This is a genomic window from Rhodospirillum sp. A1_3_36 (assembly GCF_047263945.1).
GTDB lineage: Bacteria > Pseudomonadota > Alphaproteobacteria > Rhodospirillales > Rhodospirillaceae > Rhodospirillum.
In genome coordinates, this window is the sequence record NZ_JBLAVB010000003.1 from 482202 (window position 1) to 496718 (window position 14517).

8 protein-coding genes and 1 tRNA gene are annotated in these 14517 nt (G+C 62.8%); 4 read left to right on the forward strand and 5 right to left on the reverse strand.

Annotation, left to right across the window (positions count from 1 at the left end):
• Nucleotides 1–10 precede the first annotated feature (10 nt).
• Nucleotides 11–4657: a 2-oxoacid:acceptor oxidoreductase family protein gene (locus ACLIRY_RS09825; RefSeq protein ID WP_413205191.1), complete on the reverse strand. Its 4647-nt coding sequence runs from the start codon at nucleotides 4655–4657 to the stop codon at nucleotides 11–13.
• Nucleotides 4658–4825: 168 nt separating this feature from the next.
• Nucleotides 4826–5476, reverse strand: a complete 651-nt coding sequence (locus ACLIRY_RS09830; protein ID WP_413205192.1) for a TetR/AcrR family transcriptional regulator — start codon at nucleotides 5474–5476, stop codon at nucleotides 4826–4828.
• Between the two features lie 148 nt (nucleotides 5477–5624).
• On the opposite strand from ACLIRY_RS09830, the gene ACLIRY_RS09835 reads away from it, so the two are divergent.
• From ACLIRY_RS09835 to ACLIRY_RS09845, 3 genes are read left to right on the forward strand one after another with little or no spacing between them, the layout of a single operon-like run.
• A complete protein-coding gene (locus ACLIRY_RS09835; protein ID WP_413205193.1) occupies nucleotides 5625–6827 on the forward strand; it encodes an efflux RND transporter periplasmic adaptor subunit in 1203 nt (400 codons plus the stop codon).
• A gap of 15 nt (nucleotides 6828–6842) precedes the next feature.
• A complete protein-coding gene (locus ACLIRY_RS09840) occupies nucleotides 6843–9983 on the forward strand; it encodes an efflux RND transporter permease subunit (RefSeq protein ID WP_413205194.1) in 3141 nt (1046 codons plus the stop codon).
• Between the two features lie 50 nt (nucleotides 9984–10033).
• Complete coding sequence (locus tag ACLIRY_RS09845) at nucleotides 10034–11497, forward strand: efflux transporter outer membrane subunit (protein ID WP_413205195.1); 1464 nt, start codon at nucleotides 10034–10036, stop codon at nucleotides 11495–11497.
• Nucleotides 11498–11645: 148 nt separating this feature from the next.
• On the opposite strand, the gene ACLIRY_RS09850 is transcribed toward ACLIRY_RS09845, so the two are convergent.
• From ACLIRY_RS09850 to ACLIRY_RS09860, 3 genes are all read right to left on the reverse strand, one after another.
• Nucleotides 11646–12347 (reverse strand): class I SAM-dependent methyltransferase, encoded by a 702-nt coding sequence (locus tag ACLIRY_RS09850; RefSeq protein ID WP_413205196.1) that lies wholly within the window; start codon nucleotides 12345–12347, stop codon nucleotides 11646–11648.
• Entirely contained in the window at nucleotides 12323–12799 is a 477-nt protein-coding gene (locus ACLIRY_RS09855; RefSeq protein WP_413205197.1) for an RrF2 family transcriptional regulator, read from the reverse strand. The genes ACLIRY_RS09850 and ACLIRY_RS09855 overlap by 25 nt, the downstream gene beginning before the upstream one ends.
• A gap of 185 nt (nucleotides 12800–12984) precedes the next feature.
• Nucleotides 12985–13059: transfer RNA gene (locus ACLIRY_RS09860), tRNA-Val, on the reverse strand.
• A gap of 242 nt (nucleotides 13060–13301) precedes the next feature.
• Here ACLIRY_RS09860 and ACLIRY_RS09865 point away from each other — a divergent pair.
• On the forward strand, nucleotides 13302–14210 hold the full coding sequence (locus ACLIRY_RS09865; RefSeq protein WP_413205198.1) for an N-formylglutamate amidohydrolase: 909 nt from the start codon (nucleotides 13302–13304) through the stop codon (nucleotides 14208–14210).
• The last annotated feature ends 307 nt before the right edge of the window (nucleotides 14211–14517 follow it).

A 14517-nucleotide genomic window follows, 5' to 3' on the forward strand; every position in this document is an offset into this window, starting at 1 on the left:
TCGCTTTGGCCTATTCTGCGGCGGCCAGCTCGGCTTTCAGCGCCTTGATTTCCGCAGCATGGGCCTCGTCCAGGCGTTTCAGGTCCAACCCGGAAAGGGATTGGAGGAGGCGCCAATGGCGTCGCCGCTCCTTCACCAGGGCGACAACGGGCGCAGAGACGGCGTACCGGACCAGAGCGCCGTTCTGTACCTCCCAGATGAAGGGTGTTTTGCCGCTTCTTTCGGAGTCCGGCAGGTCGATATAGTCGCTGACCAGGACCCCTTCGGCTTCGGATGGCAGGGGCTGGGGGCGGAACTGGCGCTTGAAACGCCCTTCCTGATGGGCGAAGTCTGCGGGCGTCAGGGGCGTTTTGAAGGTCCGTTCCTTTCCCTCCCCATCGATGTATTTCAGGGTTTTGTCGGTCCAATCTTCCGTCGGGGCAGGGTTGCCCTGCAGGGAGAAGCGCTCCGCCAAGGTCTCGCCGCCGTTGGGGTCGTGGACGAAGAGTGGCTGGACCCGGCTGGCGACCGCCAGACGCCCGTGTTCGCTGGCCACCGCATCGCCGATGCCATGCTCTCCCTGGCAGGGGGTGTAGACATCGATCACGGCGGGGGAATCGGTGTGGGTCAGGGCTTCCAGCACGGATTTCAGGAAATGCGCCTGCATGCCAATGGCCGTCTGCACGACCATCACCTTGGGGTGGAAGGCGGCGATCAATCCCAGTTCCTTCCGGGAATCCGACTTGCCCCCATGGGCTTTGCCCACCCGGGACAGGTCGGAGTCCTGGCCGGTGAAACTGGCCGTGGAGGTTTGTCCCCCCGTGTTGGAATAGGCCCCCGTATCAAGCACCACCACTTTGATCGGCGTGTGGGTGGCCAGCAGGCGGGACAGGGCGCCGAAGCCAATGTCGTAGGTCGCCCCGTCGCCCCCCAGACTCATGACGGTTGGCAGACGGGACAGTTCCTCCCCATCGAAGGCGTCCCAGGCGAAGGTCCGTAAGGCGGCGGCGTCGCTCTCCGGATCATAGGCGTCGTCCCGCTCCAAGCGGGCGATGCGCAGGGCCTTGAAGTCTTCTGTGGCGTCGGCGCAGAGCCCCTCGAACAGGCCCTTGGCCAGGGCCGGCGTGTCCTGGAACAGGCTGTTGACCCAGGGGTCCCGGTATTGGGTGAAGGGGAAGGTGGAGGAATAGACGCTGGAACAGCCCGTGGCATTGGCCACGACCATGCCCGCCGCACCCCTTCCGGTCGGGCCGTCCTCCAAGCGGTACAGGTAATCCTCCAAGCGGGCGAGGGTGTCCTCAATCCGCTCCCGCCGTGCCCGATCCTCTGCGGGCAACTCGGCCTTTTTGGCCATCAGATCGGCGACCAGGGCTTCACCCTCCGCGATCCAGGCCTTGCGTTTGTGGCTGTGTAAGGCGTGGGCGGCGGCGGTGATCAAGCGAATGGCCGAAGCCTCGCCACAGCCCCGGCAGGCCCCATGGCCGCCGGTGGTGGCGTAGTAGTTCTCGCGGTCCAGGATCAGCCGCCGGGCGAGTGCACCGGTCAGGGTCTCGGTGAAGCGGTGGGGCGTGTTGGGCGTCTTGGTCAGGAAGGAGAAGCGCGCTTCCAGACTCCCCAGTAGTTCTTCGTCCTGGTCTGCCTGGACCAGGGCGCCCGGGCCACAGACATGGACGCATTCCAGGCACCCGCTGCATTTGAAGGGATCCAGGCCGACGGAGAAGAGACCGCCCGTGCCCGGTTCCGCTTTTTCCGGCTGTTTGAAGAAGGGTGTGGTTTTCGCAACGGGGAAATTGGCCAGGGTGTCGGTCACCCGGGCGACGATGGCGGCATGGCCAGGGGCGGCGCCAAGCACCCGGGAGGCGGCCCGGGAAAAGGCGGCCTCCAGATCCAAGGGAGCGGTTGCGGCGGCATAGGCGGCGCGGACCTCTCCGGCGATGGCGTCAACCTGGGCCAGGAGGGTCGGATCGCTTTCGTCGGAGGGGCTGGCTTCGGCGATGGCCGTGCGGATCAGGTCGGCGATGTCATGGACCGTACAGGGCATGGCCGCGTCGGGACAAACCAGGGTGCATTCCAGACAACCGGTGCATTTGTCCGGATCGAACAGGGGGACCCTGCGGCGGAACAGCCCCTTGTTCTTGCCCGTCGCACTGCCCCCGGGCATGAACAACCCCGAACCGGGCATGACCGGTGCCTCGCCTATGGTTCCCTCACGGAAGGGCTTGGCGACGATGTCATCATAGTACTCCGGATCGAACAGACCGGAGGGGGTACAGGATTCGGCCATGCCGCAGAGGGTCGCGGACAGGCTCGGGCTGAAGGGGTCCGGAGGGGCAGCGTTCGCTTCGGCGTTTTCATAGGCTGGGTCGTCGTAGGAGACCCGCAAGGTGGCCTTCAGGCCATCCTTGATGACCGCCATGTTGCCATCCACCACGGCCTGCCCCTTGCCGCCGAACTTCTTGGCGATCTGGTCCCGAACCTTGTGGAGAAGGGCGTCCTCGTCGGCTCCGGCGGTGATGCGCTCCACATTGCCGCAGAGCGCGCCGATGAAGGCGATGCCCATCATGCGGGTTTCCAGCTCCGGCGTGGGGGCATGGCGGCGGGCCACGGCGAAGGCGTCGATCACCAGGAAGTGGATCTTTTTCTCGCGGATGGTGCGTCGGGCGTGGCTGGGTAGGCTGCGCCAGACCTCCAGGGGATCCTCCTGGGATTGCAGGATGAAGGCCCCCCCCGGGACCAGTCCGCGCAAGGGGTCGGAATGGGAGAAAACCTTGTGGTCCGGGGAGAGGACGATTTCCACCTCCTCAATCTCCGCATTGGTGATTTTGACGGGCTCGGGGCTGAGGGTGATGTAAAAATTGGTCGGCGCCCCGCTTTTCTCGGACCCGTATTTGGGCGCAGATTTGGAATGGAGGCTGAGGGCGCCAGCCAGGATGTCGGTGAGCAGCTTGCCCGTGGCGATGGTGCCGTAGCCACCGACGGAATGGAACCGCACCCGGAAGGCGCCCTCTGGCAGCATCGGGGGATTGGGGCCGGTCTCCAGGGCCATCTGCTCTGTCCGGGGATAGGCGGCGCGCAGCCGTTCCTGGGCCAGGGCCATGCGCGGTGACGGATCCTTGGAGAAGAATTGGGACCCCAGGTAAATCAGCGGTCCACAGGGTGTTCCGTCTTTCGCCACTCCGGCGGGGCCGCTATCCTCGGCTCCGTTGGCGGAGCGGTTGTCCATGGCGTCAAAGGCGGCGATCAGGTGACGGGGCTGCAGGTCATGGGCACCCAGGCCGAAGATGGCTGTGGTCATACGGGGGGCGGTGTCCAGGGCGGGGATATCCAGGTGGCGGCGGGCAGAGCAGGCGTTTTCCCGGGCCTTGAATAGGGCATGGGCCACCCGCTCGGTCAGGGCGGTGGTCTCTGAGCGCTCCAAGACTGTCACGGCCCGCTTTCCGGCGAGGGCGGCGACGATTTCGGCTTCGGGGAAGGGGTTCAGCAGCTTGACCGCGATGCCCCCCACGGCCCGACCCTGGGCACGCAGGTAATCCACGACGGCTTCCACGTCTTGGGTCACCGATCCCAGACCGATCAGGACGGTTTCCGCGTCGTCACAGCGGTAGGGCATGACGGGGGTGTAGGTTCTGCCGGTCAGTTCTGCGAATTCGGCCATGGCTTGACGGGCCAGATGGGGCACATCGGCCGCGAAATGGGTCATGTGGTCGACGATGCCTGCCTGGAAATCCGGCTGGTTCTGGACGCCACCGGTCACGCCCGGTGCGTTGACATCGACCAGGGCGGGCACCCGGGGGCGCGAGCCCTTGGACCAAGCGCCGACCCAAGCGCGGCGCCAGCGGGGCTGGAGCGCGGGCGGCAAGTGTGCGTTGGCCTCTCCAGCCGTGTCGGCCGTGTCGTCGGCTTCCACGCTGTCGGCATTGGCGGCAAGGAAGGCCTTGAGGGCGGCCTGTTGGGCAGGGCTCAGGGCCTCACCCTGGCGCTCGATCCAATGGCGGAGTTGAAACACCCGACCCTTGGCGCCGAAGAGCATCTCCTGCGCCAGGGTCGGCGCGGGGATGCGTCCGGACGGGTCGCCCAGGTAGGTTCGGGTCAGGTCCGGTTCGGATAGCAGGGCTTCGCTCATCATGTGACTTGTGGCGAATCCGTCCATGGCATTGGCCACGGGGATCAGCGACAGGGCCGCCGTGCGATAGGCGATCAGGGCCAGGTCCGCCGCTTCCTGTGGGGTGGCGCCAAACAGGATGGTGTAGCCTGCGGGGAGCAGGGCATAGACGTCATCATGTCCGGCCATGACGTTGAGGGAATGGCGGGAGACGGAGCGGGCGGCCACCTGCAGCACGAAGCCGCCGACCTTCTTGCCCACAGTCACATAATGGGACTCCATGCCATAGAGAATGCCCTGGCTGGAGGAGGCATTGGAGATGTATTTGCCCCCGGTCAACGCGGCGCCCAGCGCGCCGCTTTGGGCGGAATGCTCTCCTTCCGGCTCGAAGAAGAAGGGGTGTCGCCCCCAGACGTTCAGTCCGCCTCCGGCGCGGAAATCCTCGTAGAGTTCGGAAATCTCGGTGGAGGGGGTGATGGGGTAGCCGATAACGCCGCCACAGACTTGGGACATGACATGGGCGACAGCGCCATTGCCATTGACGACGGAGGGTATGCCGGGAAACGGGACGCTCATGGCCGGAGGACTCCTTGCGGACCCGCCGGATAGGGGGAAACACTCCCCTTCGCGCGGGCCAGTGCTCATGGAATGAGCCTACTGCGACTGGCGGTCCGGCGCATGGACACAGGTCAATTTTCCGGCAGATTCCGCAATGGGCGTTGCCTGGGACGCCCATTGCGGTCGTCAGGCTTTGACAGGGAGGTTGCGGCGTTCGGGATCGCAGGGGGCTGTCTTGTTCACCCCATTCAGGAAGATCTGGACGGCGGTTTTGACCCTGCGGCGGAGGGTGTCCTCGTCGGACATGGGGGCTTGGCAGAAGGTGCGACGCAGGTGCAGGTCGGTGATAACCAGCCCCATGAAGATCTGGGCGAGGTCTTCCGGTGCGTAATCCATGAAGTGACCCGATCTCTGCCCCTCGGCAAACCATTCCGCCAGTCTGCTTTTGCTCCTATCCGGGCCAATCTTCAGGCAGTAAGCGCCGATTTCTGGAATATAGGGCCCCTCTGCTACGAGAATGCGGTGCAGGGCAATGGCTCTCGGAGCCATGACAGCCGTAAAAAGAAGGCATCCCAGTTCGAAGAGAGACTGCTCCGTTGGAGGTGGGTTCTTGGCATGCCAATCCGCAACGACGGCCCATATTTCTCCGGTTGTTTCCTCGACGATCGCCTTAAGAAGCCCTTCCTTGTTTCCGAAGAGCTTGTAGACAGTGCTCCGGGATCCCTTGGATCGCTCCAGAATGTCGTCCAGGGTTGTCCGTTCGTACCCTTTCTCAAGGAACAGGTCCGTGGCCGCCTCCAGTATGGCGCACCGGCGGGCTTCCGTTCTCGTTTGCACCTTTTCTCTCCCCTAACCACACCCCTAACGACACCCCTAACAAACGAAGGCTTGTTAAGTTGTGTACTGTACAATACAGTACACACATTCAATCCACTCACGCTACCCCCCGCTTAGGGGGAAGGCACGAAAAAACGGAATCCCACGCATGTCCTTGATGGCCTTTAAGGGCGCCGCCCTGGCGGCAGCAGCGAGCCTGCCCGTTCTGTTCTTCTCCCAGGCGAGTCTGGCCCAGGGTGCACCCGGGGGTGCGGGGGCTCTCCCTCCGATTCCGGTTCTCACCGTCGAGATGACCACGGTCCCCCTGCGGGTGGAACTGACCGGGCGGACCGTCGCCTATCGGGTGGCGGAGGTGCGTCCCCAGGTTGGGGGAATCATACGGAGCCGTTTGTTCACCGAAGGCATGGAGGTGACGGCGGGCCAGCAGCTTTATCAGATTGACCCGGCCACCTATGCCGCCCAGGAAAAAAGCGCCGAGGCCGATTTGGCCCGGGCGGAGGCCAGCCTGAAATCGGTGAAGGCCAAGGCGGCCCGCTATGGCGAATTGGTTCGGGTGAAGGCCGTCTCCCGTCAGGATTACGAAGACGTGGTGGCGGACATGGACGTGGCCCAGGCCGATGTTCTGGTCGCCCAGGCTGCCCTGGACCTGGCGCATATCAATACGGAATATACCAAGATGAGCGCGCCCATTGCGGGCGTGATCGGCACGTCTGCCGTGACCGAGGGTGCGCTGGTGACAGCCAATCAGACAACCCCCCTGGCCAAGATCACCCAGCTTGATCCCATTTATGTGGATCTGACTCAGCCTGCGGGCTCCTTGTTGAAGACGCGCCAGGACTTGGCCTCGGGCGCTTTGGCCCGGGACGATACGCCCGTCAAGGTGACGCTTTATGTCCAAGGGGCGAACAAGGCCCATGGCCAGACCGGATCCCTGACCTTTTCCGACGTGACCGTCGACCAAACCACAGGGTCGGTCCTGCGCCGTGCGGTTTTCCCGAATCCCGATGGCCTCTTGCTGCCGGGCATGTTTGTGCGGGCCGAATTGGACCTGGGCGAACAGCCCAATGTGGCACTGATTCCCCAGAATGTCCTGCAACGGGGCAAGGATGGCTCCGCGTCGGTTTTCGTCGTGGGCGAGGGAGACAAGGTGGAGGTTCGTCCCGTTACCGTCGATCGGTCCTTGGGGAACCAGTGGGTCGTGAGCGCGGGCCTTGCAAATGGGGATCGGGTGGTGACCGCCGGTATCTTGAAGATTCGGCCCGGCATGAAGGTTGCTCCCTTGTCCGATGCCGGGAAAGGGGAGGGGGCCTCCGCGCCGGCTTCGGCTGGCCCCGCTTCGGCGAGCAAGTAGGGCGGAGGCGATAGCATGTCCAAATTCTTCATCGATCGGCCCATTTTCGCCTGGGTCATTGCCATCGTTATCATGGTGGCGGGTGTCCTCTCCATTTTCCGTCTGCCCATCGAGCAATATCCTCCCATTGCCCCCCCAACGGTGAACGTCAGTGCGACCTATCCCGGTGCCTCGGCGGTGATGTTGGAAAATACGGTGACCCAGGTCATCGAACAGAAGATGAGCGGCCTGGATTACCTGCGGTACATGTCGTCGACCAGCGACAGTGCGGGCAATGTGTCCATCAGCCTGACCTTCGAACCGGAGGCGAACCCGGACATCGCCCAGGTGCAGGTGCAGAACAAGTTGCAATTGGCCATGCCCTCCTTGCCCGAGGTGGTGCAGACCCAGGGTGTGGTGGTTTCCAAGTCCGCCACCAGCTTTTTGATGGTCGCCAGTTTGGTGTCCCGCGACAATTCCGTCAGTCAGGGGGATCTGAATGACCTGTTGACCTCCCGGGTTCAGGATCCCATCAGCCGTGTGCCGGGTGTGGGTGAGGTCACAGTTTTCGGAGCCCAGCATGCATTGCGCATCTGGCTTGATCCGAACAGGCTGGTTGCCTACGACCTGACCACGAAAGACGTGATCAACGCGGTTCGCTCTGAGAACGTCGATGTCTCTGCCGGTCAGTTGGGGGCGATCCCGGCCGTGGAGGGGCAGTTGTTGAACGCGACCGTTCTGGCCCAAAGCCGGATGGAAACGCCCGAGCAGTTCGAGAATATCCTGCTGAAGGTGACTGAGGACGGGGGCGCTGTGCACCTGCGGGACGTCGCCCGCATCGAGGTCGGAAGCGAGAGTTATGCAGTCTCAGCCCTGATGGACGGCAGTCCTGCTGCCGCTTTAGGGATCAAGCTGGCGACGAGCGCCAACGCTTTGGAGACCGCTGATGCGGTGCGGGCGCGGCTGGCGTCCTTGTCGGAGTTCTTTCCGGCGGGGGTGGAGGTCACCTATCCCTATGATACCACGCCCTTTGTGAGCCTATCCATTGAGGAGGTGGTGAAGACCCTGATCGAGGCCGTGATCCTCGTTTTTGTCGTGATGTTCGTTTTCCTGCAGAACTTCCGCGCGACGTTGATTCCGACCATCACCATTCCGGTGGTTTTGCTGGGAACCTTTGGCGTGCTGGCGGCTTCGGGGTTCACCATCAACACGTTGACCATGTTTGCGATGGTTTTGGCCATCGGTTTGCTGGTGGATGATGCCATCGTCGTCGTGGAAAACGTCGAGCGCATCATGTCTGAGGAGGGGCTTCCCCCCCGCGAGGCCACGCGCAAGTCCATGGGCCAGATCACCGGGGCCCTGGTCGGTATCGCTTTGGTTCTCTCGGCGGTCTTCGTACCCATGGCGTTCATGGAGGGCTCGACCGGCGCCATCTACCGCCAGTTTTCCCTGACTCTCGTGTCGTCGATGACCCTGTCGGTGGTCGTCGCGCTGATCCTGACGCCTGCCCTTTGCGCTACCATTCTCAAGCCGGTGGAGAAAGGACATGGCTATTCCAAAAAGGGGCCGTTTGGATGGTTCAACCGGGGGTTTGACAAGACCCGCTCCTTGTATTCCAAAAGCGTCCAGGGACTGTTGCACCGGTCCATTCGGGTTCTTGTCCTCTTTGTCGTGCTGGTCGGTGGGTTGCTCTATCTGTTCAACCGCTTGCCGGGCTCTTTTCTGCCCGACGAGGACCAGGGGCTGTTCTTTATCCAGGTCCAGGGGCCGGCGACCACGAGCCGGGCGCAGACCTCCAAGATTCTCGAGCGGATTAGCAATCACTTGTTGGGAGCGGAAAAGGACTCCGTTACCAGCGTTCTGACCTTGGCCGGTTTTAACTTTTCCGGTCGCGGGCAGAATATGGGCATGGTCTTCGTTCGCCTGAAGGACTGGAGCGAGCGGACCACTCCGGACAAAAAGGTGCCCGCCCTGATCGGTCGGACCATGGGCTTTGTCTCGGGCATTCAGGAGGCCCGGATCTTCGCCTTCGCTCCACCAGCGGTGATCACGCTGGGTAACGCCTCTGGTTTCGAATTACAGCTCCAGGACCAGGGGGGCTTGGGCCACGATGCGTTGATGGCCGCCAATGGGCAGCTTCTGGGCATGGCCAATCAGACACCGGGCCTGATGGGGGTGCGTCCCAATGGCCTGGACGATACGCCTCAGCTGCGGTTGGACGTGGACCGGGAAAAGGCCAAGGCCTTGGGCATCAACCTGGACGACATCAACAGTACCCTCTCGGCTGCCTGGGGATCGTCTTACATCAACGATTTCATCGAAAACGGGCGCGTGAAGAAGGTCTTTGCCCAAGCCGACGCGCCGTTCCGAATGGTGCCCGAGGACTTTGGCCTTTGGCGGGTTCGCAATGAAGACGGACAGATGGTACCGCTTTCCGTCTTCACCGAGAGCCACTGGGAAATGGGCTCGCCCCAGCTGAAGCGTTTCAACGGCATCGCGTCGCGTACCATTCAGGGGGCAGCGGCGCCGGGGTACAGTTCCGGCGAGGCAATGAATATCATGGAGGGGCTCCTGGCCAAGCTGCCGCCCGGGATCGGCTATCAGTGGAGTGGCCTGAGTTACGAGGAACGGCTGGTGGGATCTCAGGCACCCATGCTGTACGCCCTGTCGGTTCTGGTGGTCTTTCTGTGCCTTGCGGCCCTGTATGAAAGCTGGTCGACGCCCTTTGCGGTGCTGCTTGCCGTTCCCCTCGGCGTGCTGGGGGCGGTCTTAGCGGTATCGGTCATGGGATTGTCCAATGACGTGTACTTCCAGGTGGGCCTGCTGACGACCATCGGCCTGTCGGCGAAGAACGCTATTTTGATCATTGAGTTCGCCAAGGAACTGTACGAACAGGGGCGGTCGCTCATCGGCGCCACCATCGAGGCCTGCCGTCAACGCTTGCGGCCGATCCTCATGACGTCTTTTGCCTTCATCCTGGGCGTTTTGCCGCTCGCGACGTCGAACGGAGCCGGGTCCGGTGCCCAGAACGCCATCGGTGTGGGGGTCATGGGGGGCATGATTTCCGCGACGATTCTCGGCGTCTTCTTCATCCCTGTGTTCTTCGCATCGGTCCAGCGGCTGTTCGGGCGAAACCCCAAGCGGTTGCCGCTGGTCGAGCCGGAGGACCAGGTGTGACAGCGACCAGACCCTTTCTGACATCCTTTCCATTCCGGGGTTTCCCATCCATGACGTCCTTCCTTTCCGGCCTTTCCGGTCTTTCCGGGGTGAGTTTGGCCCTTCTGTTGGGGGCATGCTCCCTGGCTCCCGACTATGAAACGCCGGAGATGCCGGTCTCCGGGCAATGGCCGGATGGGGCGGCCTATGACGACGGGGCCAGGGGGGCGTCCGCCGCGCCCCTGGCCGATCTGAACGGGGATTGGCGGCAGGTCTTCATTGATCCGACCTTGCAAAGCCTGATTCAAATCGCCCTGGAGAACAATCGGGACCTGCGGGTGGCGGCCCTCACTGTCGAGGCGGCCCGGGGGACCTATCGCGTCACAGGGGCGGATCGGCTGCCCACGGTGAACGCGGGGGCGGGCTTTACCGAAACGCGCACGCCCAAGACGGCCTCCTCCTCGGGCAAGCCCGTCACGACGGATACCTATAGCGCCAATCTGGGGGTGACCTCCTTCGAGCTCGATCTGTTTGGTCGTATCCGCTCGCTGGAGGACGATGCCCTGGAAAGCTACCTGGGAACGGCGGAGGCGCGGGAGAGTACGCGCCTCTCCCTGATTGCCGAGGTGGCCACCGCCTATTTGACCCTTTTGGGGGATCAACGGCAGTTGACGCTGACCCGGGAAACCCTTGCGTCTCGCGAGGACTCCTTGAACCTGACCCGGACGAGCGCCACACGGGGCGTGGGGACGGACTTGGATGTGGCCCAGGCCCGCACCGCGCTTGAGACGGCGCGGGTAAACCTGCGGCTCTACACCCGTCAGGTGGCTCTGGACCGCAATGCGTTGGAATTGCTGCTTGGCCAGCCCCTGCCTGGGGATCTTCCGGTTGAGGTGTCAGGGCGGGGCGACGGCGATTTTGTGGCCGATGTGCCGGTGGGCCTCCCGTCCGAGGTGCTTCTGGGGCGACCGGATATTCGCGAGGCGGAACATAGCTTGAAAGCGGCCAATGCGCGGATTGGCGCGGCGCGGGCGGCCTTCTTCCCCTCCATTTCCCTGACGGGGAACCTGGGAACGGCGAGCTTCGCCCTGAGCGATCTGTTTACCGGCGGTGCGGCAGCCTGGAGCTTCGGGCCAAGCATTTCCATTCCCCTGTTCGACGCGGGGCGCAACCAGGCCAATCTGGATGTTGCCAAGGTGAATCAGGAGATCGCCAAGGCCCAATACGAGAAGGCCATTCAGACGGCCTTCCGCGAGGTCGCCGATGGTCTGGCCAGCAAGGGCACCCTGGATGACCAGATCGCCGCCCAGCGTGCCCTCGTGGAGGCCTCCGAGGAAGCCTATCGCCTGTCCCGTGCCCGCTATGACAGTGGCCTGGACAGCTATCTGAGCGTTCTGGATTCCCAACGCTCGCTGTATGACGCCCGGCGGAATCTGGTGTCCCTGGGGGTGGAGCGGGTCACGAACCGGGTGACTTTGTACAAGGTACTCGGTGGCGGCGTGAAGGCACCGGTGGAGGTGGCGGAGGCGGAGTAGTCCTCTTTCTCCGCTTTTTGAGGGGGCGGTCGTCCGCCTCTCGCGCTTTGTTGGCATAAAACAGGGGCCGCTCGGGTAAAACCGGCGGCCCAAATTGATCGCGGACGACTCTGGAACCGCGATGCCGGAGGGTGTCGTGGTGGCCCCGTCAGGCATGGGCGATCCAACCTCGCCAAGTGAAAGCGGCGTAGAAGAGGGTGATCTCGGCAAATCCCGCTGCCCTTAGGATATCTTCGTCTTCCTGGGGGGTGAGCAAGGTCAAGCTCCTGCCCACGGCTGCTTGCATGGCCTTCGCTTGATCGGGGTCGACGCCGGAGGTGACGGCGAAGGAGGCGTAGCGCTCCAGCCACAGGGGGCGTTCTGCTTCGGATTGGGGAAAGCTGGAGTGGGCAACGGCGCAGGGCGCCCCGGGTTTTAATCTGGACCAAATTCCGTTCGCCGTGGTGCGTCGCACTTCGGGGTCCAGGAAGTGAAGGGTCAAGAGGCAGACCGCAGCGTCGAAGGGACCCGCTGGGGCGTCTTCGATATAGCCTTCGACGAAATCAACCCGCGCGGCCTGGGCACCCAGGGTCCGTTCGGCGAGGCGGAGCATTTCCTGGGAAGGATCGACGCCGACGAAATGCCAGCCGGGGTGGCTGTCGGCGAGGGCTTTCAATTCCATCCCGCCACCGGCCCCGAGGACCAGCACCTTGGCGTCCTGGGGGGCCCGCTCGTTCAGCAGGATCCCCGTCATGCGGTGTAGATCCTCCAGGCCGGGAATGAACCGTCGCGTTCCATCGGTGTATTTCGCAACCGCCTGCGGGTCGGAAAAGGTTTTTTGGAAGTCTATTGCGCCGTCTTTTGTGGGCATGGGGCGTCTCCGGTTCGTGTTAATCCGCGCTCTGCCAACCGGTGCTCGAAGTCCAGGCTCAATTGGGCGAGTGTGACCCTGGCAAATTGGGCGTGGAGAAGGGCCTCGGCTTCGTGAAACGCGGTGTCGAGGGCAGCGTTGACGGCTTGTTCAATAAGGCAATCGGCCTTTGGATCGCGGTGTCCCAAGGCCAGGATCGTGGGGCGGCCCAAGGCGTCGTAAACATCGGCCAAGGTGATTTCGGCGAGGCTTCGGGTCAGGGTCCACCCGCCCCCATGCCCCTTTTCCGACCGCACGTACCCTTTGTTGCGCAACCCGGCCATGACGCGGCGGACCACCACCGGATTGGTATTCATGGCCTTCGCCAAAACCTCTGAGGACAGGGGGGCATTCTGTCCAGCCATGTGCAGCAGAATATGGAGGACGCCAGACAGTCGACTATCTTGTTTCATGTAACTTTTATAGTTTCAATATTGGGTGTGGTCAATCCCCACTGGGCTGACGGGTCGAGGGTCTGCACTGGGCAAGACGGATAGCGTTTGGAGCGTGGTCGGGAGCGGTCTGGAGCCAAGCCGGAGCAACGGGCAGGCAGCCAAGGAAAAGGGCCGCTCGGATGTCTCCGGCGGCCCTTTCGAAATGGTGGGCACGACTGGGATTGAACCAGTGACCCCCTCGATGTCAACGAGGTGCTCTCCCGCTGAGCTACGCGCCCTTTGTAAGGGGTGAAACAGAAACCGAAGTCCCTGTTTCGTCCCGACCGGTACGGGGTGTTCCGTCGGGAGGACTGGGTTTTATCCGCGGCGGCGGCGTAATGCAAGTGCCTTTTTTCATCAAAACGCATCTTCTTTTCTCAGGGTCCGATTTGGGGGTGAAGGAGCACTTTTGGGGGTATGGTCTTCCATACCGTCATTTCCCGGGTTGGAGGAGAGGAAGGGGCCGGGGTATAGTCATGCCATGGATGGAAAAAACACGGGCTCTGTTGGGGCTTGCCCCCCTTTCGAGGTGCTTGCGCCTGATCGGCGAACCCTGCCGCTCGTCCTGTCTTCTCCCCATTCCGGGACGTTCTATCCGGAGTCCTTCCGGCGCCAGTCGATCCTTGATGACCTGGGACTGCGTCGGTCGGAAGATACCTTCGTCGATGTTCTGTTCGGCGCTGGGCCGCGTTTGGGGGCGCCCCTGCTGCGGGCTTTGTATCCCCGGGCTTTCCTCGACCTGAACCGGGAGCCCTATGAGCTGGACCCGGAGATGTTCTCCGACCCGCTGCCCTCCTATGCCAATGTGGCCAGTGCCCGCGTTGCGGCCGGATTGGGGACCGTCGCCCGGGTGGTCGGTGGGGGTGCGGAAATCTATGGGCACAAATTGCCCTATGTCGAAGCCGAGGCCCGGATCGAAGGGATCTATCGGCCCTACCACGCCACCTTGTCGGCCCTGATCCGGGAGACGCAGGATCTGTTCGGTTACTGTCTGCTGCTCGATTGCCATTCCATGCCGTCCGTCGCCCACGGCAGTCCCGCCTTCACCGCCCAGGTGGTCCTTGGGGATTGCCATGGGCGGTCCTGTGCGCCGGAAGTGACCGAGGCTGCGGAATCGGTCCTGCGCGCGTCGGGCCTGCGGGTTGCCCGTAACATGCCCTATGCCGGGGGATTTACCACCAGCCACTATGGACGTCCGAGTGGCGGGGTGCATGTTTTGCAGATCGAATTGGCCCGGGATCTGTACATGGACGAAGTCACTCACCAACCCAATGACGGGTTTGCGGCCTTGAATGACATTCTGACCGCCCTGGTGGGAAGTTTGGGAGATATTCTCGGAGCTTTTCTGTTGCCCGATACCGCCAGACTGCGCGCGCGAAGCGCCGAGTAGGGGGCGAAGGGGGTCAGTAAAAATACGGATATACCGGTTCCGGGGAGGGCAGAAGCGGGATCCGTGGAGGGACTGGAATAAAAAAAGGGCCGTGGTTGCCCACGGCCCAAGTTCAGGGAGGAAACGTCCAAGAACAGCGTTGGACATCCCTATGTCCGTTGCTGCATTGCAATAGCTAACCCTATTTGGAAGGGTTATTCAAGAACTTCCGAGTGGCACAAACTCTTTCCCGAGGGCGCGGTTTGCGGCTGTTGATCATCACAAAAATGTGGACGCATCTTTATTAGGGCGAGAGCTTGATCATTGT